Annotated in this window: 20 protein-coding genes; 8 read left to right on the top strand and 12 right to left on the bottom strand. The window is 72.4% G+C overall.

What is annotated here, in order from left to right:
- Positions 1–7: 7 nt before the first annotated feature.
- Positions 8–772: a cytochrome d ubiquinol oxidase subunit II gene (locus ACIA8R_RS38610; RefSeq protein WP_364094542.1), complete on the bottom strand. Its 765-nt coding sequence runs from the start codon at positions 770–772 to the stop codon at positions 8–10.
- Positions 773–782: 10 nt separating this feature from the next.
- On the bottom strand, positions 783–1,952 hold the full coding sequence (locus tag ACIA8R_RS38605) for a cytochrome ubiquinol oxidase subunit I (RefSeq protein ID WP_397042498.1): 1,170 nt from the start codon (positions 1,950–1,952) through the stop codon (positions 783–785).
- Between the two features lie 89 nt (positions 1,953–2,041).
- Here ACIA8R_RS38605 and ACIA8R_RS38600 point away from each other — a divergent pair, with 89 nt between their 5' ends.
- On the top strand, positions 2,042–2,377 hold the full coding sequence (locus ACIA8R_RS38600) for a helix-turn-helix transcriptional regulator (protein ID WP_364094536.1): 336 nt from the start codon (positions 2,042–2,044) through the stop codon (positions 2,375–2,377).
- Here ACIA8R_RS38600 and ACIA8R_RS38595 read toward each other — a convergent pair.
- On the bottom strand, positions 2,369–3,052 hold the full coding sequence (locus ACIA8R_RS38595) for a permease prefix domain 1-containing protein (protein WP_357695825.1): 684 nt from the start codon (positions 3,050–3,052) through the stop codon (positions 2,369–2,371). The genes ACIA8R_RS38600 and ACIA8R_RS38595 overlap by 9 nt on opposite strands.
- A gap of 104 nt (positions 3,053–3,156) precedes the next feature.
- Here ACIA8R_RS38595 and ACIA8R_RS38590 point away from each other — a divergent pair, with 104 nt between their 5' ends.
- Genes ACIA8R_RS38590 through ACIA8R_RS38580 form a run of 3 tightly spaced genes read left to right on the top strand, consistent with a single transcriptional unit; the run spans position 3,157 to position 4,257 of the window.
- The gene (locus ACIA8R_RS38590; RefSeq protein WP_364094532.1) at positions 3,157–3,510 is read left to right on the top strand and encodes a VOC family protein; all 354 of its coding nucleotides are present in this window, start codon (positions 3,157–3,159) and stop codon (positions 3,508–3,510) included.
- Entirely contained in the window at positions 3,507–3,833 is a 327-nt protein-coding gene (locus ACIA8R_RS38585) for an ArsR/SmtB family transcription factor (RefSeq protein ID WP_397042497.1), read from the top strand. Before ACIA8R_RS38590 ends, ACIA8R_RS38585 begins: the two co-directional genes overlap by 4 nt.
- On the top strand, positions 3,826–4,257 hold the full coding sequence (locus tag ACIA8R_RS38580; RefSeq protein ID WP_397042496.1) for an SRPBCC domain-containing protein: 432 nt from the start codon (positions 3,826–3,828) through the stop codon (positions 4,255–4,257). Before ACIA8R_RS38585 ends, ACIA8R_RS38580 begins: the two co-directional genes overlap by 8 nt.
- 102 nt (positions 4,258–4,359) lie before the next feature.
- On the opposite strand, the gene ACIA8R_RS38575 is transcribed toward ACIA8R_RS38580, so the two are convergent.
- Entirely contained in the window at positions 4,360–5,511 is a 1,152-nt protein-coding gene (locus ACIA8R_RS38575; protein ID WP_397042495.1) for a hypothetical protein, read from the bottom strand.
- 53 nt (positions 5,512–5,564) lie between these two features.
- The gene (locus ACIA8R_RS38570) at positions 5,565–6,935 is read right to left on the bottom strand and encodes a pentapeptide repeat-containing protein (protein WP_364094524.1); all 1,371 of its coding nucleotides are present in this window, start codon (positions 6,933–6,935) and stop codon (positions 5,565–5,567) included.
- Between the two features lie 106 nt (positions 6,936–7,041).
- Between ACIA8R_RS38570 and ACIA8R_RS38565 the strand changes: the two genes are divergently transcribed.
- Entirely contained in the window at positions 7,042–8,745 is a 1,704-nt protein-coding gene (locus ACIA8R_RS38565; RefSeq protein WP_397042494.1) for an ExeM/NucH family extracellular endonuclease, read from the top strand.
- A gap of 162 nt (positions 8,746–8,907) precedes the next feature.
- Complete coding sequence (locus ACIA8R_RS38560; protein ID WP_357695838.1) at positions 8,908–9,282, top strand: thioredoxin family protein; 375 nt, start codon at positions 8,908–8,910, stop codon at positions 9,280–9,282.
- On the opposite strand, the gene ACIA8R_RS38555 is transcribed toward ACIA8R_RS38560, so the two are convergent.
- Positions 9,248–10,666 carry an MFS transporter gene (locus ACIA8R_RS38555; protein ID WP_364094517.1) on the bottom strand — a complete coding sequence of 473 codons (1,419 nt, stop codon included), beginning with the start codon at positions 10,664–10,666 and terminating at the stop codon, positions 9,248–9,250. The genes ACIA8R_RS38560 and ACIA8R_RS38555 overlap by 35 nt on opposite strands.
- Before the next feature lie 26 nt (positions 10,667–10,692).
- On the opposite strand from ACIA8R_RS38555, the gene ACIA8R_RS38550 reads away from it, so the two are divergent.
- Positions 10,693–11,544, top strand: coding sequence for a LysR family transcriptional regulator (locus tag ACIA8R_RS38550; RefSeq protein ID WP_397042493.1), 852 nt, complete (start codon positions 10,693–10,695; stop codon positions 11,542–11,544).
- Between the two features lie 37 nt (positions 11,545–11,581).
- Here ACIA8R_RS38550 and ACIA8R_RS38545 read toward each other — a convergent pair whose 3' ends face one another.
- The 4 genes from ACIA8R_RS38545 to ACIA8R_RS38530 all read right to left on the bottom strand — a co-directional run bounded on the left by ACIA8R_RS38545 (position 11,582) and on the right by ACIA8R_RS38530 (position 16,193).
- Positions 11,582–12,349 (bottom strand): SAM-dependent methyltransferase, encoded by a 768-nt coding sequence (locus ACIA8R_RS38545; protein WP_397042492.1) that lies wholly within the window; start codon positions 12,347–12,349, stop codon positions 11,582–11,584.
- Positions 12,350–12,528: 179 nt separating this feature from the next.
- Positions 12,529–13,866: a class II 3-deoxy-7-phosphoheptulonate synthase gene (locus ACIA8R_RS38540; protein ID WP_357695846.1), complete on the bottom strand. Its 1,338-nt coding sequence runs from the start codon at positions 13,864–13,866 to the stop codon at positions 12,529–12,531.
- Between the two features lie 68 nt (positions 13,867–13,934).
- Positions 13,935–15,131, bottom strand: a complete 1,197-nt coding sequence (locus ACIA8R_RS38535; protein ID WP_397042491.1) for an FAD-dependent oxidoreductase — start codon at positions 15,129–15,131, stop codon at positions 13,935–13,937.
- Positions 15,132–15,245: 114 nt separating this feature from the next.
- Positions 15,246–16,193 (bottom strand): LysR family transcriptional regulator, encoded by a 948-nt coding sequence (locus ACIA8R_RS38530; RefSeq protein ID WP_357695850.1) that lies wholly within the window; start codon positions 16,191–16,193, stop codon positions 15,246–15,248.
- Between the two features lie 77 nt (positions 16,194–16,270).
- Between ACIA8R_RS38530 and ACIA8R_RS38525 the strand changes: the two genes are divergently transcribed.
- Complete coding sequence (locus ACIA8R_RS38525) at positions 16,271–18,517, top strand: M64 family metallopeptidase (protein WP_397042490.1); 2,247 nt, start codon at positions 16,271–16,273, stop codon at positions 18,515–18,517.
- Here ACIA8R_RS38525 and ACIA8R_RS38520 read toward each other — a convergent pair.
- Complete coding sequence (locus ACIA8R_RS38520; RefSeq protein WP_397042489.1) at positions 18,464–19,456, bottom strand: phosphotransferase family protein; 993 nt, start codon at positions 19,454–19,456, stop codon at positions 18,464–18,466. The genes ACIA8R_RS38525 and ACIA8R_RS38520 overlap by 54 nt on opposite strands.
- 17 nt (positions 19,457–19,473) lie before the next feature.
- Positions 19,474–20,301 carry an aldose 1-epimerase family protein gene (locus tag ACIA8R_RS38515; RefSeq protein WP_364094499.1) on the bottom strand — a complete coding sequence of 276 codons (828 nt, stop codon included), beginning with the start codon at positions 20,299–20,301 and terminating at the stop codon, positions 19,474–19,476.
- Positions 20,302–20,351 lie beyond the last annotated feature (50 nt).

Raw genomic sequence — 20,351 nt, 5'->3', positions numbered from 1 at the left:
GTGGCCTTCAGAAGAACGAGGGGAGCGGGACGGCGCCCTTACCTGGCCGGAAAGTCCGCCATACCCATACTTGCGCGCCCAGCATGATCGGCGCGAACGGCAACGCCATGACACTGAGCACATTCAACGTAGCCGCCGGCGCGCTGTGCTCCAGCAAGAACGGCATCGCCCCCACGAGCAGGCCGATCACCGGCAGCGCCGAGACCAGCCCCGAGACCACCAGCGCCCGCCCCGACCGCACGCCCCCGAAGGCTCCCGGCTCCCGCCAGGCCAGGAACGTCCACCCGTGGAAGGCGAACAGCAGGGTCGTCAGCACGCCCAGCAGCACCCCGACCGGATGCACCGGCGAGGAGGTGAACCCGGTGGCGGCGGCGTGCAGCGCCATGCCCCAGCCGAACGACAGCCCCAGCGACCCGAACGCGATCATCGCGTCCCAGAAGCCGCGCCACCGGGCGCCGTCCAGCCGCCGCCGGAACCACAGCCCGGCGTCGCGCAGGATCCAGCTCAGCAGCATGGCCACCACCAGCGGATACAGCCCGAACAGCACCTCGCCCTCCAGGCGCGGGTACACGCCGAACAGCGTCCCGGCCACCGCGACCAGCCACACCTCGTTGGCCAGCACGAACGGCGCCATGGCGGCCACCATGCGGTCGCGGTTGGCGCGCGTCCTGCCCAGCACCGGCAGCAGCAGGCCGACGCCGAGGTCGAAGCCCTCCAGCGCGAAGTACCCGGCCAGCAGCACCGCGAAGAACAGGAACCAGATCACTTCCATGCCAGCACTCCTAGAAGGTCATCGCCGGGGCGGGCCGGGCGTCGGCGGGGACCGCGCCGAGGTCGAGGTCGCGCGGACCCCGCCGGACGATCCGGGCGATGAGGACGTAGTCGACGACCGCCAGCAGGCCCAGCACCCCGGCGAACCCGATGAGCGAGGCCGTGACCATGCCCGAGGTCAGCCCCGGCGTCAGGGCGTCGGCGACGGTGAGCTTCTGCCACACCATCCACGGCTGGCGGCCGATCTCCCTGGCCATCCAGCCCAGGATCGCCAGCGCGAACGGCACCGGGGTCATGAGCATCAGCACCACGTGCGTCCACCGCCAGCGCGGCAGCCAGTAGATGAGCGGCAGGAGGATGAAGAGCAGCACGAACGCCAGGAGCTGGCCGATCTCGATCATGAACCCGAGCGGCACCGCGGCGCCCGTGCTCCCGTCGAACTTGCCCTCCTGGACGCCGCCGAACTGCGCGTAGCCGAACCCCAGGGCCAGGAAGGCGCCGACGGACGCCACACCGACCCCCATGCGCAGGGACCTGCCGAAGAACACCGACTCCCGCGTGCGGCGCCGCAACTGGTACGCGCTCGCCCCGGCCAGCACCAGGCCGCCGGTCAGCAACCCCGCGCCGATGACGTGGGGGAAGGAGAACACCAGCGTCTTGTTCGTGAGCAGGGCGCCGAAGTCGACCAGCTCCAGCCGGCCGTCCCTGAGCACCGAGCCCGCCGGGTTCTGCAGGAAGGAGTTGGCGACCATGATGAAGAACGCGCTGGCGTACGCGGTCAGCGTCACCAGCCAGATGCAGGCCAGGTGCAGCCACTTGGGCAGCCGCCCCCACCCGAAGATCCACAGTCCGAGGAACGTGGACTCCAGGAAGAAGGCCACCAGGGTCTCCATGGCCAGCGGCGCGCCGAACACGCCTCCGGCGTAGTCGGACAGCCCGCTCCACGACAGCCCGAACTGGAACTCCATCACCAGGCCGGTGACGATGCCCAGGGCGTAGTTGACGACGTAGATCTGACCCCAGAACCGGGTCATGCCTCCGTGCAGCGCGCTGCCGGAGATCACGTGGCGGGTGTGCATGAGCGCCACGATCGGCGCCAGCCCGAGCGTGAGCACGACGAACAGGAAGTGCAGGCTTCCCGTCACCGCGAACTGCGTGCGGGCGAGTTCGAGTACGTCCATTCCCTCGACTCCGTTGTTGTGTCTACCTACATATAGGCAGCCTACATGTAGACTGGCTACATGCGAAACGGTTGTCTAGGATCTAGGACATGAATCCAGACGCGCTGCGCGGGCACATGGACGCGTTGCTGCTCTCGGTGCTGGAGCGGGAGCCGCTGCACGGCTACGCGATCATCGAGGCGCTCCAGGAGCGCAGCGGAGGCGCGCTCAGCGTGCCCACCGGCACCGTCTATCCGGCGCTGCGGCGGCTGGAGCGCATCGGCTACCTGGCCAGCGAATGGGCGACCGTGGGCGGGCGCAAGCGGCGCACGTACCGGCTGACCGACTCGGGCAGGAAGCAGCTCGAAGGGGAGCGGTCGGCCTGGCGGGAGTTCACCAGCGTGATCGGCGGCGTGCTCCAGGCCGACACGCGGGCCTCAGGCTGACGGTTCCGCGGCGGTCCGGCCGGCGCGGGTGACCCGCAGGCAGCGCGTCGCGCCGTAGATCTGCAGGCCCCAGAACGCGGTCGTGACCAGGTTCGCCAGGAACGCGGGCAGGTAGTCGGTCATCGTGCCCGGCCCGGAGGAACTGTAGGACAGCACGAGGCTCATGGCGCCCGCGACCGGCAGCATGCCCCACACGAGGATGCCCAGCGACCTGGTCACCAGGCGCGGGCGGCGGATCCAGCGGGCGCCCCGGCCCAGCGCCAGCAGGGCGAGGCCGCCGTACAGGCCGGTCGCGAGCTGGCAGATGTCCAGCAGCCGCGAGAGCAGGTGGTACCAGGCGGGCCTGCCCACCCACAGCGCCGGGTCGGCGGGATAGATTCGCCACACCAGCGACCACATGAGCGCGGTCAGCGGGACGCTGATGAACAGCAGCAGGCCCAGGCGCCGCCCGGCCACGGCGGTCAGCTCGCTCTGGTAGCCCGGGGCGATCTCGGTGACCGGGCCGAACTCCGCGACCGCCAGCCGCTCGGCCTCGGCGCGTTCGAGCCCGTCGGCCTCCAGGGCGTCGGCGGTGTCGGACAGGCTGTCGCGCGCCTCGACGACCAGGTCGCGCTTCGCGCCGGCGGGGCCGGACAGCACGCGATCGAGGTCGGCCACGTAGTCGTCGATCCGCATGATCCCAGTCTACGGAGCAGGTCGCCGTTGGCCTATCAGGGAAGTCCCCGATATTTCGCGCCTCGGCTTGATATGTCGGAAAAATCCTACGTATAGTGGCCCACATGCTGATTTCCGGGATTCTGACCGTCACCGTGCCCGTCGCCGACCAGGCTCGGGCGCTCGACTTCTACACCGGTGTGCTCGACTTCGAGGTGCGCACCGACAATCCGTTCCCGATGGGCCGCTGGCTCACCGTCGCGCCCAAGGGCACGGCGACCACGCTCCTGCTGGCCTCCTGGTTCCCCGCCATGGCCCCCGTCGGCGGGCTCGTGCTGGCCGCACCCGACCTCGACGCGCTCGCCGCCCGGCTCGCCGCCCACGAGATCGCCTTCGAAGGGCCGAGCGACGAGGCATGGGGACGCCAGCTGCTCTTCGGCGACCCCTTCGGCAACGGGTTCGTGGTCAGCCAGGCATGACCGCCGACCACGTCTTCACCGCGCTGGCCAGCCCGGCCAGGCGCGAGCTGCTGCGCCTGCTGCTCCAGGAGGGGCCCCAGCCCGCCGGGCGGCTGGCCGAGCGGTTCGACCTGAGCCGGCCCAGCGTCTCGGAGCATCTCAAGGTGCTCAAGGACGCCGGGCTCGTCGTCGAGGCCCGCAAGGGGCGGGAACGGCACTACCAGCTGGAGCCGGAGCCGCTCATGGAGATCCGCGACTGGCTCACCCCGTACGAGAGGTTCTGGCGCGGGAAGCTGGCCGGACTCTCCGCACTGCTCGACGAGATGGAAGAAGAAGATGGCTGACGACCGGACCGCGATCCGGCTGGACGAGTTCCTCGCGCACCCGCCGCGCAAGGTGTGGCGGGCGCTGACCGACCCCGAGCTGATGGCCCGCTGGCTCATGCCCAACGACTTCCGGCTGGAGGTGGGCCACCGGTTCACCTCCACCACCCAGCCCAGGAAGGCGGTGGGGTTCGACGGCGTCGTCCACTGCGAGGTGCTGGAGTTCGAGGAGGAGAAGCTGCTGCGGATCAGCTGGAGCGACCGCAAGCAGGCCGACTGGACGGTCACCTGGCGGCTGGTGCCCGAGGGGCGGGGGACCCGGCTGTTCCTCGACCACGAGGGCTTCGACCCCGACGACCCCACCCAGCAGCTCTCCCGCCGGATCATGGGCGGCGGCTGGCCCCGGCACTTCACCACGATCGAGTCCCTCGCCGCCACCCTCTGATCCCGGCCGCCCGGCTCGGCGCCTCACCGCGTTCGAGTCCCTCGCCGCCGCCCGGCTCCGGCGCTTCGCCGCGTTCGACTCCCTCGCGGCCACTCGGCTCGGTCACCGGAGCGGGCTCGGGCCCGGTGGCGGGAGGTGGGCCAGGGCCTGTGAGGCCAGCTCGTCCGGGGCGCGGCCGTCGGTGTCCAGGCGCACGTCGCCCGCCCCGGCCCGCTCCAGGGCCGCGGCCTCCCGAGCCGCCCGCGCGGCCACGGCCCGCAGGGCGTCCGCGTCCAGCCCCCTCAGCTCGTCGCCGGGGATCGCCGGGCCGCCTCCCCGGCCGCGCAGCAGGACGCGTTCGAGCAGCGTGGCGGGGGAGGCGTGCAGCCGGAACACGGTCGGCGCCAGGCCGGGCAGCAGGCGGGTGCAGTCGCGGACGGTCTCGTCGGAGTCCGCCTCGCCGGAGACGATCAGGCAGGCGGCCCCGGCCGCCCGGTACCCGTCCCAGAGCGCGGCGAGGTTGTGCGCCTTGAGCCGGCGGCGTTCGTCCTCGCTGGACGGGCGCAGCGCGGCGATCTGCCGGAGATCGACGTAGGCGGCCCGCACGCCCGACCGGTGCACCCGCCCGAAGACCTCGTAGCCGACCGTCGACTTCCCGGCCGCCGTCGCGCCCGAGAACCACAGCAGGGGAACCTCGCCGGAGGGCGCGGTCGGCGGACAACCAGCGGGTACGGTCGCCGGACAAGCAGCGGGCACGGTCGGCGGCCACCCGCCGAGCCGGTCGAGCACCAGCCGGGCCGTCTCCGGAGCCGTCAGCCCGCCGGTGTCCACGCACAGGTCGGCGTACCGGCTGCGGTCCTGTGCCGCGGCCTCGGCCACGGCCTCCTCCACCAGGTCCGGACGCCAGCCTCGCCCCAGGAACCGCGCCCTCAGCTCCGCGTGGGGGACCCGCAGCCGGCACACGGTGAACGCCGCCCCGGGCAGCAGCGCGGTGTACTGGCCGACCTCCTCGGACGTGTCCACGAAACCGGCCAGGACCAGGCAGTCCATCCCCTCGCGCCGGAACCCCGGCCACAGGGCCGCCAGGTTGCGCGCCCGCAGGCGATGCGTGCCGTCATCCGGCGCCGGATGACAGAGGCTGATCTGGTCGGCGTCGAGGAAGGCCGCCTTGACGCCGCTGCGGCCGAGCCGGGCGAAGATCTCCCACCCGGCCGACGACTTCCCGGCGCCCGTGGGGCCCGACAACCACAGCAGCGGAAGCGGATCGATGCTCACCGGCGCGACCCTAGCGAGCCCGATCCGCCGCCTGCCACCGCATTTCCGCCCGGCTACTGGTGGATGACCGGGTTGTGGTGGACCGCCTGGCGGGCCGCGTGCGAGGTGGAGCTCCACAACACCGCCGCCGCCGTCAGCGCCGCGAGCAGCGTGCACCAGGCCACCGCGCGGCCGAGGCGCATGCCGTACCCCCACAGCAGCCACGACAGCGACAGCCACCAGTGCTCGCCGGCCTGGCGGCGCATCTCCATGGCGGCGAAGGCGAAGTCCGCCGAGGTGTCGCGGTCCTCGACCCGGCCGCGGAGCTCGGCGTAGAGGGCGGCCAGCCGGTCGGGCGTGGTGGGCGAGCCGCCGGAGGCGTCCCAGCCGCGCAGGGCGTGCTCGTCGGCCAGCGCGCTGCGCCGCGAGAACCAGCGCAACATCGGACGGCGCAGGCTGACCCGCACGCCGCGCGGCGTGAGCGCGAACGTGCAGTTCCTGACCCGCACCCCGGCCGGACGCATGAGCCCGGTGAAGCCGCACGCCGACAGGTCGAGGCCGGTCAGCGTGAGGCTGTCGGCGTCCACCTGGCGCAGCGAGCTGAGCATCGACAGGCCCTTGCCGGTCACCGAGGCGGGCCCGTGCAGCACGGCGCCCTCCAGGTCGGCGCTGGAGTCGGTCAGCCGTACGGTGGCGGCCCCCGAGACCTCGACCCGCCGCAGGTCCACCCCGCAGCGCGCGACCGTCACGTCGAGCAGGCCGTCGGCGCGGGCGCGCGCGGCCGACAGCCTGCCGGTGGCCGACAGGTACGCGTCGCCGGCGAAGTGCGCGTACTCGAACCCCGCCTGCCCGCGCACCTTGCGGAAGGAGAGGGTACGGCCGAACCTGGCGCCGCGGAACGTGCCGCCGGTGCCCAGGCGGGCGTCGTCGAAGGTGGCGTACCCGTCGAACCGGGCGCCCTCGCAGGAGAGCCCGTGCTCGAAGACGGCCTGGCCGAACAGCGCGTCGCGGGACATCACGGCCCGGTCGAGCGAGACGTGCCCCCGGACGCGTACGCCGTGGAAGGACAGCTCGCGCGTGAACCTGGCCGCGGCCAGCGACACGTTCCCCTCGAAGCACGCCCCGAAGAAGGAGGCCAGCCTTTCGAACCTGGCCCCGTCGAGTGACACGTCACCGGCGAACGTCACGCCCGACAGCCTGACGTCGCCGGTGAACCTGGCCCGGTCGAGCCGGGCGCGGCCCGGTCTGCGACTCGTCGCCTCCAGGACCCGCGAGAGCAGGTCGGCGGTGACGGTGGTGCCGCGGAGGTCGAGCAGCCTGCCGGGGGACAGCCGGGCGAGGACGGCGGGCAGGTCCTCGGCCGGCAGATGCGCCAGGCACAGGCCGGACGGCTGGTGGGCGATTCCGGGGCAGGCAGCAGAAAACGCGCAGGTGACCCAGTCCATGCACTGGTCATACCCGCAGTGCGCCAATGTCAAGGTTAGATGATTTAATGTTCTATCCACTTTTGTGTGGAAATATGCGGACAATAATCCCTCTAAAGTGCCGGTCATGCGCGTTTTATCCCGAGCAGCACTCGCTGCCCTCGTGGCGAGCACCCTGACCGCCACCCCGGCCCTCGCCGAGACGGCGGCGGCGCCCTGCGACACCCCGGCCGACCGCCGCGTCGCCGAGGTGCAGGGCAGCGGCGACGCCAGTCCTCTGGCCGGCCAGACCGTACGGGTCGAAGGCGTCGTGACCGGCGACTTCCAGCGGACCGATCAGCTCAGCGGCTTCTTCCTCCAGGACCCGCAGCCCGACTCCGACCCGAGGACCTCCGAGGGCCTGTTCGTCTTCGCCCGCGAGTCCTTCAAGGACGTCAAGGTCGGCGACCGCGTCCTGGTCACCGGCAAGGCCACCGAGTACAACGGCTGGACCGAGCTGTCCCCGGTCACCGCCGTGGACGTCTGCGGCTCCGGCAACGTGGCGGCGCAGCCGTACACCCTGCCCCCGGCTACGGGTGGGGCGGGGCCGGAGTCCGTCGAGAACATGCTGCTCACCTTCCCGCAGCCGCTCACCGTGGACGACAACTACAACCTGGGCCGCTTCGGCGAGGTCACGGTGTCGGCGCACGGGCGCCTGTACCAGCCCACCGACCGGCCCGGCGTGGACCCCGCCCACGACCTGAGCCGCTCGCTGCTCGTCGACGACGGCTCCAACAGGGAGAACCCGGCGACCCTGCCGCCCGTCACGCGGGCGGGGACCGTGGCCGCGGGCATCACCGGCGTGCTCGGGTACGGCTTCGGCGAGTACCGCCTCCAGCCCACCAAGCCGATCGCCTACCTGGACGCCAACCCGCGCACGCCGCGCCCGTTCCCGGTGGTCGGCAACGTGAAGGTGGCCTCGTTCAACACCCTGAACTGGTTCACCACCATCGGCTCACGCGGCGCGAGCAACGCCAACGAGCAGCAGCGGCAGCTCGCCAAGCTGGTGGCCGCGCTGAAGGGCCTGGACGCCGACGCGGTCGCCCTCATGGAGGTCGAGAACAACGGCCAGACCGCGCTGCAGGCGCTCGTGGACGCCGTCAACGCCGAGGTCGGCGCCGGTACGTACGCGGCGCTCACCCACCCCTACCCCGGCACGGACCTCATCCAGGTCGGGCTCATCTACAAGCCGGGCAAGCTGACCCCGGTCGGCGAGACCAGGGCCTCCCAGGACCCCGTCTTCAGCCGCCCGCCGCTGATCCAGACCTTCCGCAGGAAGGGCGGCGGCCAGCCGTTCACCATGATCGTCAACCACCTCAAGTCGAAGGGCTCCTGCCCGGCCGACGGCCCCGACACCGACCAGGGCGACGGCCAGAGCTGCTGGAACCCCACCCGCGTCAAGCAGGCCCAGACCCTGCTGGGCATCATCGATGACCAGGACCTGCCCAACCCGCTCGTGCTCGGCGACCTCAACGCCTACGGCGAGGAGGACCCGATCGACACGCTGGAGGCCGGCGGCCTGACCAGCCTCACCAAGCGGTTCGTGCCCGAGCCGCAGCGCTACAGCTACCTGTTCGACGGCCTGGCCGGCGAGCTCGACCACGCCTTCGCCGGCAAGCAGCTGCTCAAGCGGGTGACCAGCACCACCATCTGGCACATCAACTCCGACGAGCCGCGCATCCGCGACTACAACACCGAGTTCAACCCGCCCGGCCTCTACCAGCCGGACGCCTACCGCTCCTCCGACCACGACCCGCTGGTCATCGGCCTGACCCTGCCCGGCGGCCACTGAACGCACGCGTCGCCCGAGCCGAAGGCGCGGCCCGCGGGGCCGCGCCTTCGGCGTTCCAGATCGCCCGCCGTATCGGGCTTGAGGGCCGCCGCGGCATGGAATGCTGGTGGGGGGTACGTGGTTGACACGGTTGCAATTTCACCGAAGAGCGAGGAGCCACTTGTGGCGACCATCGAAGTAACAGAGAAGAACTTCAACGACATCGCTGACAAGGGCATCGTGCTGCTCGACTTCTGGGCGACGTGGTGCCCGCCGTGCAAGAAGTTCGGGCCGATCTTCGAGGCGGCCTCCGACAAGCACGACGACATCACCTTCGGCAAGATCGACACCGACGCGGAGCAGGCGCTCGCCCAGGGCTTCGACATCACCTCGATCCCCACGCTGATGGCGATCCGCGACGGCATCGTGGTGTTCGCCCAGGCCGGCGCGATCCCGGCCCCGGCCCTCGAAGACCTCATCCGCCAGGTCCGGGCCCTCGACATGGACGCGATCAGGACCGAGCTCAGCGAGGAGCTGAAGAACGCCGAGCAGAACTGACTCCGGCGGGTCCCGCCTGCACGGCGGGGCCCTCGCGTCCCCCGGCCCGCGTCAGGGCGGCGGCCAGCGGGAACACCGCGAGCACCACGAGCGTGCCGGGCAGCCCGAGCACGCGTGACAGCGCCCCCGCCACGCCCAGCCCGATCCCGCCGCCGACGAAGAACGTCAGGTTCAGCAGGCCCATCGCGCCGCCGCGCCGCTCCAACGGGAAGCTCGCCGACATCCGGCCCGTGATCACCACCTGGGCCAGCGAGAACGCCGGGAACCCGAGCGAGGCGGCCACCACCACCAGCACCGCGCCCGTCCGTGCGCCGCCGAGCATCTCGGCGAGCCCGGCCGCGACCAGGCAGGCGGCGAAGGCGGCGGCCACGGCGGGCAGCAGCCAGGCCCGGCCGCCCGCGATCCTGGCCAGCACCACGCCCACCAGCGCGCCCGGCAGCAGCCAGGCCCCGATCGTCAGCACGTTCCACCCGTGCACGCCGGCCAGGAGCTGCGGGGCGGCCCACATGGTGGCGAACAGGCCGCCGTACACGCCGACGCCGATCAGCGCGGCCCGGCGGAAGACCCGGTCGGCGGGCAGGTCGGGCGGGACGAACCCGGCGGCGACCGTACGGGTGCGCCGGACCAGCGCGGCCCCCGCGAGCGCCGCCACCGCCCCGGCCAGCGCCGCCACCGGCCACGTCAGCCCCAGATTGGCCGACTGGACGAGCACGAGGAACGCCGACACCGCCGCCGCCAGCAGTCCGGCGCCCACCACGTCCACCCGTCCGCCCGACCCCGCCCGCCGCGCCAGTGGCAGGCAGAACGGCACCGCCACCAGCGCCAGCGCGGGCAAGGCGAGCGTGAGCCGCCACGACAATGCCTGGGTGACCAGCCCTCCGGCCAGCGTCGCGCCCGCCGAGAAGACCGCCATCGCGCTGCCGAACCAGGCCAGCACCGCATGACGCCGCTTCGGCTCGGTCGTGGCCGCCAGGTTCAGCGCGACCGCCGACAGCGCGCCCGATCCGGCCGCCAGCACCGCCCGCGCCGCCACGAGCGTGCCCAGCGACGGCGCCACCAGGCAGGCCAGCGCCCCCGATGCCAGCACCGCCGACCCGAGCAGCAGCGTGCGGCGCACCCCCCACGCGTCCGACAGGCGTCCGAACAGCGCCGTCCCGATGCCCAGCGCCAGGGCGTGCGCGGTCAGCACCCACACCACCGCGCCTGGACGCGCCCCCAGCGCGGCGGCGACGTCCGGCAGGGCGACCCCGGCCGCCGTGACGCCGAACACGGCCGGGCCGAACAGCGCGCCCAGCCTGATCCCGATCAATCCACTCCCGTTCATGCGGGCCAGTCCATCGCGGGAAGAGCGGGCGAACCAGAAGACGTTCTCCTGGACAGCCATCACGGATCATGATGAATGGAGCCCCAGTGGAGCTGCGCCAGCTCGCCTACTTCGTCGCCGTCGCCGACGAGGGCGGCTTCGGCCGGGCGGCCGAGCGGCTGCACATCGTGCAGCCCGCCGTCAGCCAGCAGGTGAGCCGGCTCGAACGCGAACTGGGCGCGCGCCTGTTCGACCGCTCGACCCGGCACGTACGGCTGACGGAGGCGGGGGAGCGGCTGCTGCCCGAGGCCCGCGAGGTGCTCGCCGCGGCCGAACGCGCCCGCCGGGCGGTCACCGGCCACCTGGAGGGAGCCACCCTGCGGCTCGGCGTGTCGCGGGCGCCCGGCACCCGCCTGTACCCGATGCTCGACCGGCTCGACCCCGGCCTGCGGGTCCGGCTCAGCAAACAGGGGCTCGCCGAGCGGCTGGCGGCGGTCCGCTCGGGCGACCTGGACGCCGCCCTCGTCCGGCTGGTGGACAGCGCGCCCGGTCTGGAGTTCTTCCCCGCCTGGACCGAGCCGCTGGTCGTGGCGCTGCCCGCCGGCCACCCGCTGGCCACGGCCGGCACGCTCGGCCTCGCCCAGCTGGGCGACCTGCCCGTACGACTCGCCCCCCGCGAGCGCAACCCGTCCTTCCACGACCTGGTCACCGGGGCGCTGGCGCGGGCGGGCGTGGACCCGCCGCGGGGCCCGGCCTTCACCGGGCTGCACGACACGCTCATCGACCTGGCCTCGGGGCGGCCGTCGTGGACGCTGTTCTACCCGGTCTTCGACGAGCTGCCGCCGATCCGCGGCGTCGCCTACGCCGGCCTGGACGAGCCCGAGGTGCTCACCCACCTCGCCGTGCCGTCCGGGCCGCCGACGGCCAAGGTGCGGCAGCTCCTGGCGGCCCTGCCCTGACCACGGAGGCCGCGACCCGGGCGGTCCGGTGGGTTCGTCAGGGTTTGCGGGCGACGCCGACGTAGCCGACGTCCGTGCCGCTCGTCAGGGCGGGCGGCTCGGTGGGCCGCCAGTCCTGGGGGAACACCAGGCCCGGGTCGACCAGCTCGTAACCGTCGAAGAAGCTCAGGATCTCCTTGTCGGTCCTGAGGCTCAGCGCGGCCGTGGCCTGGTTGTAGACCTGGTGGGCCTGCGGGGTGGTGTCGGGCCTGGCGTCGATGGCGTGGCTGATCACCAGGTGGCTGCCGGGGGCACTGGCCTCGCGCAGCCCGGCCACGATCGGGTGGGCCTGCTCGTCGGGGATGAAGTGCAGGATCGCCAGCATGAGGAAGGCGACCGGCTGGTCGAAGTCGACCAGGGCGCCCAGCTTGTCCAGCAGGAGGTCGACCTCGCGGATGTCGGCCTGGAGGAAGTCGACGTTGTCCGTACGGGCCAGCAGCGCCCGGCCGTGGACGCACACGACCGAGTCGTAGTCGACGTAGACCACGCGCGCCTCGGGAGCGATCTCGTGGGTGTTGCCCTGCGTGGGCAGCCCGGCCCCGAGGTCGATGATCTGCCGCACGCCCGAGTCCACCAGGTGCCGGACAGCCCGCTGCAGGAACGCGCGATTGGCGCGGGCGGCCTCCTTGGTGTTGGGGAACACCTTGAGGATCTGCTCCGCCGCGGCGCGGTCGGCCGCGAAATTGTCCTTGCCGTCGAGGTAGTAGTCGTACATCCGCGCGACGTTGGGGACGTTGGGGTCGACCCCCTCGGGGGCACTGTCCACGTTTTCTCCCGAAATTTCGGTCTTTCGCGTGATCATAGCCGTGCCGACCCCGCCCGCACCGGAATTCGGTTCGGTTGCCCGCGCGGCGCGTCCCGGAGAGACACGCCGCGCGGAACCCGGCAGGAGACCGCGGTCAGCCTCGGGAGGAGACCGCGGTCAGCCCCGGGAAGGCGTCGTGCTCAGCCCCGGTACAGCTCGGCCACGCGGAAGGCGAGGTCGAGCGACTGGCCGCGGTTGAGCCGCGGGTCGCAGGCGGTCTCGTAACGGGTGGCGAGGTCGCCCTCGACGATCTCGTGGCCGCCGCCCACGCACTCGGTGACGTCGTCGCCGGTGAACTCGATGTGGATGCCGCCCGGGTGCGTGCCGAGCTCGCGGTGGACCTCGAAGAACCCGGCCACCTCGTCGAGCACGTCGTCGAAGTGGCGCGTCTTGTGCCCGCTCGGCGCCTCGAACGTGTTGCCGTGCATCGGGTCGCAGATCCAGGCCACCTGGGCGCCGGCGGCCGTGACCTCCTTGACCAGCGCGGGCAGGTGCTCGCGGATCTTCGAGGCGCCCATCCGGGTGATGAACGTGAGCCGGCCCGGCTCGTTGTCCGGGTTGAGCTTCTCGATCAGCGCCAGCGCCTCTTTCGGCGAGGTCGTCGGGCCGAGCTTGACGCCGATCGGGTTGCGGATGCCGGCGAAGAAGTCGACGTGCGCGCCGTCGAGCTGGCGGGTGCGCTCGCCGATCCAGACCATGTGCGCCGAGACGTCGTAGGGCAGGCCCGTGCGCGAGTCGATGCGGGTGAGCGCCCGGTCGTAGTCGAGGATGAGGGCCTCGTGGGAGGCGTAGAACTCGACCGTGTGGAACTCCTCGGGCTCGGCCCCGCAGGCCCGCATGAAGGCCAGCGCCTGGTCGATCTCCCGGGCGAGCTGCTCGTAGCGGCGCCCGGCGGGCGACTCGCCCACGAAGTCCTGGTTCCAGGCGTGGACCTGGCGCAGGTCGGCGTAGCCGCCCTTGGTGAAGGCACGCGCCAGGTTGAGCGTCACGGCCGAGGAGTGGTACGCCTTGAGCAGCCGCCACGGGTCGGGCTGACGCGACTCGGGCGTGAACTCGAAGCCGTTGACCATGTCGCCGCGGTAGGCCGGCAGCTCCACGCCGTCGCGGACCTCCGTGCCCTTGGAACGCGGCTTGGCGAACTGGCCCGCCACCCGGCCGATCTTCACGACCGGCACCTTCGCCGCGTAGGTCAGCACGATCGCCATCTGCAGCAACGTCTTGAGCTTGTTGCGGACGTTGTCGGCGGTCGCGCCGGAGAAGGTCTCGGCGCAGTCGCCGCCCTGCAGGACGAACGCCTCCCCGCGCGAGACGGCCGCCAGCTGCCTCTTGAGCTGGTCGCACTCGCCGGCGAAGACGAGCGGGGGCAGGCCGCCGAGCTCGGCGACGACCTTGTCGAGCTCACCGCGATCGGGCCAGTCGGGCTGCTGGGCCGCGGGAAGGGCTCGCCAGGAATCGAGATCCACGAGATTGCTGCTCACGAGATACGAGGGTATTCCACTGACCCGGCCCCACTGACCCCCTTGTCCACGTTGTGAGAATGCATTTATCAGCTTTCGGGAGACTTTACGTGCTCAGGGAGTACGCCCAACCCGATGAAACGCCGCGGCAGCCGGTTGAGCAGCGGGATCCTGGTCACGTCGCGCGGCAGCCCGGACGGGTCGAACCGCCGCCCCAGCGCGGCGCTGATCACCCGGTTCTGCACCACCCGCTGGGCCGCCTGCGTGATCCGCGTGGGCAGCATGCGCCGGCGCTGCAGCCGGTGCAGCATGGCCTCCGTGATCGGCCGGCCCGCGGCGAGCGGCGCGGCGAGCAGGTTGGCCGCGGCCACCGCGTCCTGGACGGCCAGGTTGATGCCCACCCCGAAGACCGGCGACATGGCGTGCGCCGCGTCACCGATGCACAGGAACCCCGGGCGGTGCCAGCGGCGCAGCCGGTTGAGCGCGACCGTGAGCACGCTGACGTCGTCGAAGCCCTCGATCTGGCCCACCCGGTCCGCCAGGTACGGCAGCAGCGTGGCCACCGGGCGCCTGAGGGCGTCGATGCCCTGCTCGGTCAGTGGCCCGTAGCCGCCCTTGGGGATCAGGTAGGCGAGCTGCCAGTAGGTCTCGCGGTTGATGGCGACCATCATGTGGCCGCTGGAGACACGCAGGAACGTGTCGTCGGGGTCGCCGTCGTGCCGGGGCAGCCTGAACCAGAGCACGTCCATCGGCGCCTTCAGGTCCTGGGGGACCAGGCCGGCGCGTTCGCGCAGCACCGAGCGCCGTCCGTCGGCCGCCACGGTCAGGGTCGCCCTCAGCTCGTGCTCGCCGGACGGGTCGCGGTAGCGCACCCCGCGCACCGCGCCGTCCTCGCGGATCAGGTCGTAGGCCTCGGCGTTCATCAGCAGCCGGAAGTTCGGGTACGCGCTCGCGGCCTTCGTGACCAGCGTGAGGAAGTCCCACTGGGGAACGAACGCGATGTAGTCGTAGCCGCCCGGCAGGCCGCGCAGGCTCGCGAGCCTGATGTCACCGGCGTCGGTCGCCAGCCGCAGCTCGTGCGCCTTGCGGTGGGGCAGTTTGAGGAACTCCTCCGCCAGCCCGAGCTCGCCGAGCACGCGCAGGGTGGAGGGATGGATCGTGTCGCCTCGGAAGTCACGCAGGAAGTCGGCGTGCTTCTCCAGCAGCGTGACCTCGACGCCGGCCCTGGCCAGCAGCAGTGCGAGCACGGCCCCGGCGGGACCGCCTCCGGCTATTACACACGTCATAATTCATCACCCAATGAGATTGTCTCCCTGTCCGGGGAAATGGGCAAGCCCTCCGCCCCTCCGGCGTGCCGAAGGGTGGAGGGCACCGCGCGTCAGGAGCGGGTCAGGAGCGGCTCAGGAGGTGAGGGGCGGGCGGCCGTAGCGGGCGGTCCAGGCGGTGTACGCCGTGCTGCGGGCCGCGACGGCGGCGTGCGCGGCGCGGGCGCTTTCCAGCAGGGCCGGCGCGTGCGCCGCGAACGACGACCGCCAGATGAGCACCTGCCGCATCCACAGCGGGTTCCCGCGCAGCGGCAGCACCGCCACCCGCTCACCCGGGTCGTAGAGCGCCTGGCAGGCCGACACCGCGTGCCCGGCCGCGATCAGCTCCCGCCGCACCCCGGCCTCCACGAGCTGGTACCGCCCGCGCGGTGTGAACCCGGCCCGCCCGCACGCCTCCAGCAGGTGCTCCGGCCACCCCATGCCGTCGGGCGGCGGCAGCACCCACGGCTCGCCCGCCAGCTCGGCCAGCTCCACCTCCGTCCGCCCGGCCAGCGGATGGGCGGCGGGCAGCGCCACGAACACCGGCTCGACCGCCACCACCCCCATGCCCATGGCGGGGCTGGGCCGCAGCTCGTGGTCGGGGTAGTCGGCCACCAGGGCCACGTCGAGCCGCCCGTTGGCCACCATGTCCACCAGCACCCGGACGAAGTGCTCGGTCTGCAGCGTGATGCGCGCCTCGGGCAGCGCGCCCGCCAGGTTCGCGACGAGGGGCACGACGACGGGGTTCTCGAAGCTGCCCACCCGGATCGACTGCCCGGCCAGCTCGTACGGCCCCGCCGCCAGCAGATCGTCCACCCCGGCGAGCACCACCCGAGCCCTGGCCAGCACGAACTCCCCGAACGCGGTGGCCGCCACGCCGCGGTGGTCCCGGGTGAAGACCGCGCCGCCGAGCAGGCGCTCGATCCGCCCCAGCTGGGCGGTGAGCGCGGGCTGGGAGACGCCGAGCGCCGCCGCGGCCCTGGTCACGCTGCCCTGGTCGGCGATGGCGCGCAGCGTCCTGAGATGTCTCAGTTCGAGCTGCATCTCGCAGAAGCTATCACTCCGGAGTTATGCCCTTATGGGATGAGACTCCTGCACCTTTCGGGCCGATAGTGCATGACATGCGTAAATTCGCGGCCCTGGTGCTGGCCGCCGCCGTCTTATATGTCCCATCCGCCCACGCGTCCGCGGCCGCCGACGGGCCCGGCGCGGCCACGGTCGTGCCGGTCCAGGTCACCGGCGCCCCCGCCAAGCGGTTCAACCTGATCGTCATGGGCGACGGCTACACCGAGGCCGAGCAGGCGAAGTTCCGGGCCGACGTGGACCGGCACCTCAACGTGATGTGGTCGATCGAGCCGTTCAAGACCTACCGGGACTACATCAACGTCTACCGGATCGACATCGTCTCCGGCGAGTCCGGCGTGAGCTGCGACCCCGGCCTGGACGCGCCCCGCCGTACGACCCCGCTGAGCATGGGCTTCTGGGGAGGGTGCAACCCGGGCAGCGTGCAGCGCCTGATCACCATGGACAACTCCGCCGCCACCCGCTTCGCCAACCTGGTCACCGGGACGACGTCGGGCAACCGGCAGATCCTCGCCCTGGCCAACAGCGGCACCTACGGCGGCGCGGGCGGCAGCTACGCCACCGCCTCCGGAAGCAACTCCATGTCCGCCCTGATCAGCCCGCACGAGCTCGGCCACTCCCTGGGCGGCCTCCAGGACGAGTACGACTACTACCAGCGCGGCGTCCCCGGCGGGACCTACGGCGGCTCCGAGCCGTCCAGCGCGCACCACAGCCTGCTGACCGAGCAGCAGATGCTCGACCAGCGCAGGAAGTGGTGGCGGTGGCTGGGCGAGGACAGCGAGTCCGGCGGCCCGATCGCCCGCTTCGAGGGCGGCATGTACTACACGAGCGGCGTGTGGCGGCCGAGCAGGCATTCCATGATGAAGACCCTCGGCTACTACTTCGACCAGGTCAGCCGCGAGGTCATGACCCAGCGCATCACCGCCAAGACCATGCTGATCCAGGACTCCGCGCCCACGTCCGCGCCCGTCGGGGCCGACCGGGTGCTCTGGATCGAGCCGATGCGCCCGGCCGGGCACTCGCTGACCACCACCTGGGCCGTGGACGGCAAGAACCTGCCCGGCGACGCCGACGTCCTCGACCTGCGCACCCTGGGCCTGGCCCCCGGCACGCACACGGTCACCGCCACCGTCGCCGACCCCACGGAGTTCGTCCGGGACCCGGCGGTCAGGGCCGCCATGACCAGGACGCGCACCTGGACCGTGGACACCACGCTCACCACGCCGCCCGACGGCGTCCAGGCGGGCATCGTGTCGTCCACGCCGACGGACCGCCCGGCCGGGCGCGCCGCCGTCGTCTACGTGGAGACCACCCACCCGGCGGCGACCGTCCCCGCCGTCACCTGGACGCTGGACGGTGACAGGCAGGCGGGCACCGGCGCCGAGTTCGACCTGGGCGCGGCCGGCCTGACGCCCGGCGCGCACACCCTCACGGCCACCCTCGGCGGCACGACGCTGACCTGGCAGGTCGACGCCGCCGATCCCACCACCGGGTACGAGCTGTCCGAGCCGCTCGCCCGCTCCGGCGACACCTACGTCTACAACGCCCCGTTCACGATGAAGCTCACCGGCGACGACGACCGCGACGGGTACGTGGTCTCGGAGTCCCGGGTGGACGGCGACGGCTGGTTCAACTACTTCGGCTGGCCCACCTCCTCCGAGCTGCCCTGGACGTTCACCGAGGAGGGCACGGTCATCGACTCCCTCGTCTACGGCAAGCTGCCGCGCGGCCGGCACACCGTCGAATACCGCTCGATCGACGCCGCCGGCAACTACGGGCAGGCCAAGAGCTTCACCGTCACCACCATCGCCCCGCCGCCCGCCTGCGACCGCACGGTCACCGGCGCGCACCGGGGCCCGCTCACCGTGGCCGACGGCGTCACCTGCCTGAAGGACGCCCAGGTCACCGGCCCGGTCACGGTCAAGGCGGGCGCCTCGCTGGTGACCGACGGCGGCCGGATCAGCGGCACCCTCACCGCCGCCGGGCCCGCCGCCGTGCACCTGATCAGGACCCGCGTGGACGGCGCGCTCAGCGTCACGGGCGCGCGGCAGCTCACCGTCGTGGGCGGCGAACTGCGCGGCGCGGCCGTGCTCACCGGCAACACCGCGCCGATCCTGTCGGGCGTCGCGGTCAAGGGCGCGCTCGCCTGCACCGGCAACACCCCGGCGCCGGCCGACCTCGGCGTGCCGAACCAGGTGAACGGCGCGGGCGGCGGTCAGTGCGGCAAGCTGTCAGCGGGCGTCAAGGGGAAGCCGTACGAGGCGGTCCAGGACCTCCGCCAGTGAGCTGACGGCCAGATCACGGACCCTGGCGTACTCGGCTTCCGGGTACTGCCGGGGTCCGTTCTCCACCAGCAGGATCAGGTAGAGGTAGGCGCGGTAGAGGTCGAGCCGGGCGCGGGCCGAGGCGGTCAGCTCCAGCGGCGTCACCTCGCGGTAGCCGGCCAGCAGCGGGTCGTCCTCGCGCAGCTCGTCGAAGATCGTCGGGGTGACGAACTCGGCGATCGGGTCGCCCCAGAACGCCCGCTCGTGGTCGATGATCGCCTGGATGCGCGGTTCGCCGGTCAGGTCGAGGAACACGTTCCCGGCCCACACGTCGAAGTGCACCAGGCAGGGCGTGGTCACCTCGTCCAGCACCGGCGCGGCCCGCTCGAAGGCCGCCATGATCTCGGCGGCCGGGCGGGGCAGCGGCGTCGGGTAGCGCTCGGTGTCGGCCAGCAGCGCGCCCACCATGGCCAGGAACGCCTCCCGCCAGGTCGAGCCGACGATCCCGGCGTGCGGGTAGCCGAACACCTCGCCGGTCACCGCGTTGAACGCGGCCAGGTGGCGGCCGAGCTCCCGGCGCAGCGCCCGCTCGCCCTCGGGCTTGACGTCGTTCCAGGAGACGCCGTCGAGGGCGCTCAGCATCAGGTAGTCGCCGCCCAGCACCGGGTCGTCGAACCCGGCCACCAGCAGCTTCGCCATCGGCACGCCCGCGGCGGCGGCCAGCTCGTAGGCGGCGGCCTCCATGCGCAGCAGGTTGCGCTCGTAGCTGAGCTGGTCGAGATCGGGCGAGGGCGACAGCTTGAGCACCACCTCGCGGCCGTCCTCCAGGGTCAGCCGCCACACCGCGTTGGCGTAGCCGTCGGTCAGCTCGGTGGCCGTGAAGACGCCCGCCCCCACGGCCCGCCGGGCCAGCGCGTCGAGCTCGGCGGGCGATAAGCGGCGCTTGGTCCTACTGTCCACGTGGGCCCCTTCCGGGTTCAGGCGGCGCTGATCGTCCAGCTCGCCACGTGTTCGTCGCCCGGCCGCAGCACGACCAGGTCGGTGCCGGAGTTGAAGGCGTCGGGCGGGCAGGTCATCGGCTCGACCGCGACGCCCTCGTAACCCAGCTGCCGGCTCGTGCAGACCTGCACCCAGGGCAGCACGGCCGGGTCCCAGGCGAGCCGCACCCCGCCGACCCGCACCTCCCCGCGGTCGAGCCCGGTGAAGGCGTGGTCGATCACGGTGTCGCCGACCGGGCGCGGCTTGCCGAAGTCGTACGGGGTGCCGGCGACGTCGGCCAGGCCGGCCGGCAGCAACCGGTCGTCGGTCTCCAGGTAGCGGGCGGCGGGCAGCTCCAGCTCCTCGCCCAGCAGCCACGGGTGGGGCCCGCAGCCGTAGGGGGCGTCGGCCTCGCCGGCGTTGCGGGCCGTGACCGTCGTGGTCAGGCCGCCCTGGCCGAGCCGGTGCTCGACCGACAGCGCCAGCGTGAACGGGTACCCGGGGGCCCCGGCCAGCTCGTACGTCAGGCGCGCGCGATCGGCCTCGGCCTCGGCCACCTTCCAGTCGACGACGGCGACCAGGCCGTGCAGCGCGTGACCGCGGTCGGGCTCGGTCACCTCCAGCTGGTACGGGCGGCCCTGGAAGGTGTAGCGGGCGCCGCCCACCCGGTTGGGCCAAGGAGCAAGGACGGTGCCCGCGAAGTACGGGACCGGGCCCTGCTCGGGCCAGGTCGTCACCAGGTCGCGCCCGCCGTGCCTGAGCGTCCTGACCGCGGCGCCACGCGGGCTGATCTGCGCGGTGTAGCCGCCGCCTTCGAGCTGGGGCACGGAGAAGGTCCTTTCGTCGGGCCTGCGAGCAGCCGGGCCAGGATATCCCC

It is taken from the genome of Nonomuraea sp. NPDC051191, from assembly GCF_044455665.1.
In the GTDB taxonomy this organism is placed as follows: domain Bacteria; phylum Actinomycetota; class Actinomycetes; order Streptosporangiales; family Streptosporangiaceae; genus Nonomuraea.
The sequence above is the reverse complement of the archived record's forward strand: the minus strand, read 5'-3'. Positions and strand labels throughout refer to the sequence as shown.

Bases quoted from the DNA above. Each gene is read 5' to 3' on its own strand.
- ACIA8R_RS38535 (WP_397042491.1), bottom strand. From the start codon at position 15,131: ATGACGTGTGTAATAGCCGGAGGCGGTCCCGCCGGGGCCGTGCTCGCA.
- ACIA8R_RS38570 (WP_364094524.1), bottom strand. From the start codon at position 6,935: ATGGACTGGGTCACCTGCGCGTTTTCTGCTGCCTGCCCCGGAATCGCC.
- ACIA8R_RS38605 (WP_397042498.1), bottom strand. From the start codon at position 1,952: ATGGACGTACTCGAACTCGCCCGCACGCAGTTCGCGGTGACGGGAAGC.
- ACIA8R_RS38530 (WP_357695850.1), bottom strand. From the start codon at position 16,193: ATGCAGCTCGAACTGAGACATCTCAGGACGCTGCGCGCCATCGCCGAC.
- ACIA8R_RS38580 (WP_397042496.1), top strand. From the start codon at position 3,826: ATGGCTGACGACCGGACCGCGATCCGGCTGGACGAGTTCCTCGCGCAC.
- ACIA8R_RS38595 (WP_357695825.1), bottom strand. From the start codon at position 3,052: ATGCGGATCGACGACTACGTGGCCGACCTCGATCGCGTGCTGTCCGGC.
- ACIA8R_RS38525 (WP_397042490.1), top strand. From the start codon at position 16,271: ATGCGTAAATTCGCGGCCCTGGTGCTGGCCGCCGCCGTCTTATATGTC.
- ACIA8R_RS38585 (WP_397042497.1), top strand. From the start codon at position 3,507: ATGACCGCCGACCACGTCTTCACCGCGCTGGCCAGCCCGGCCAGGCGC.
- ACIA8R_RS38610 (WP_364094542.1), bottom strand. From the start codon at position 772: ATGGAAGTGATCTGGTTCCTGTTCTTCGCGGTGCTGCTGGCCGGGTAC.
- ACIA8R_RS38565 (WP_397042494.1), top strand. From the start codon at position 7,042: ATGCGCGTTTTATCCCGAGCAGCACTCGCTGCCCTCGTGGCGAGCACC.
- ACIA8R_RS38600 (WP_364094536.1), top strand. From the start codon at position 2,042: ATGAATCCAGACGCGCTGCGCGGGCACATGGACGCGTTGCTGCTCTCG.
- ACIA8R_RS38590 (WP_364094532.1), top strand. From the start codon at position 3,157: ATGCTGATTTCCGGGATTCTGACCGTCACCGTGCCCGTCGCCGACCAG.
- ACIA8R_RS38555 (WP_364094517.1), bottom strand. From the start codon at position 10,666: ATGGCTGTCCAGGAGAACGTCTTCTGGTTCGCCCGCTCTTCCCGCGAT.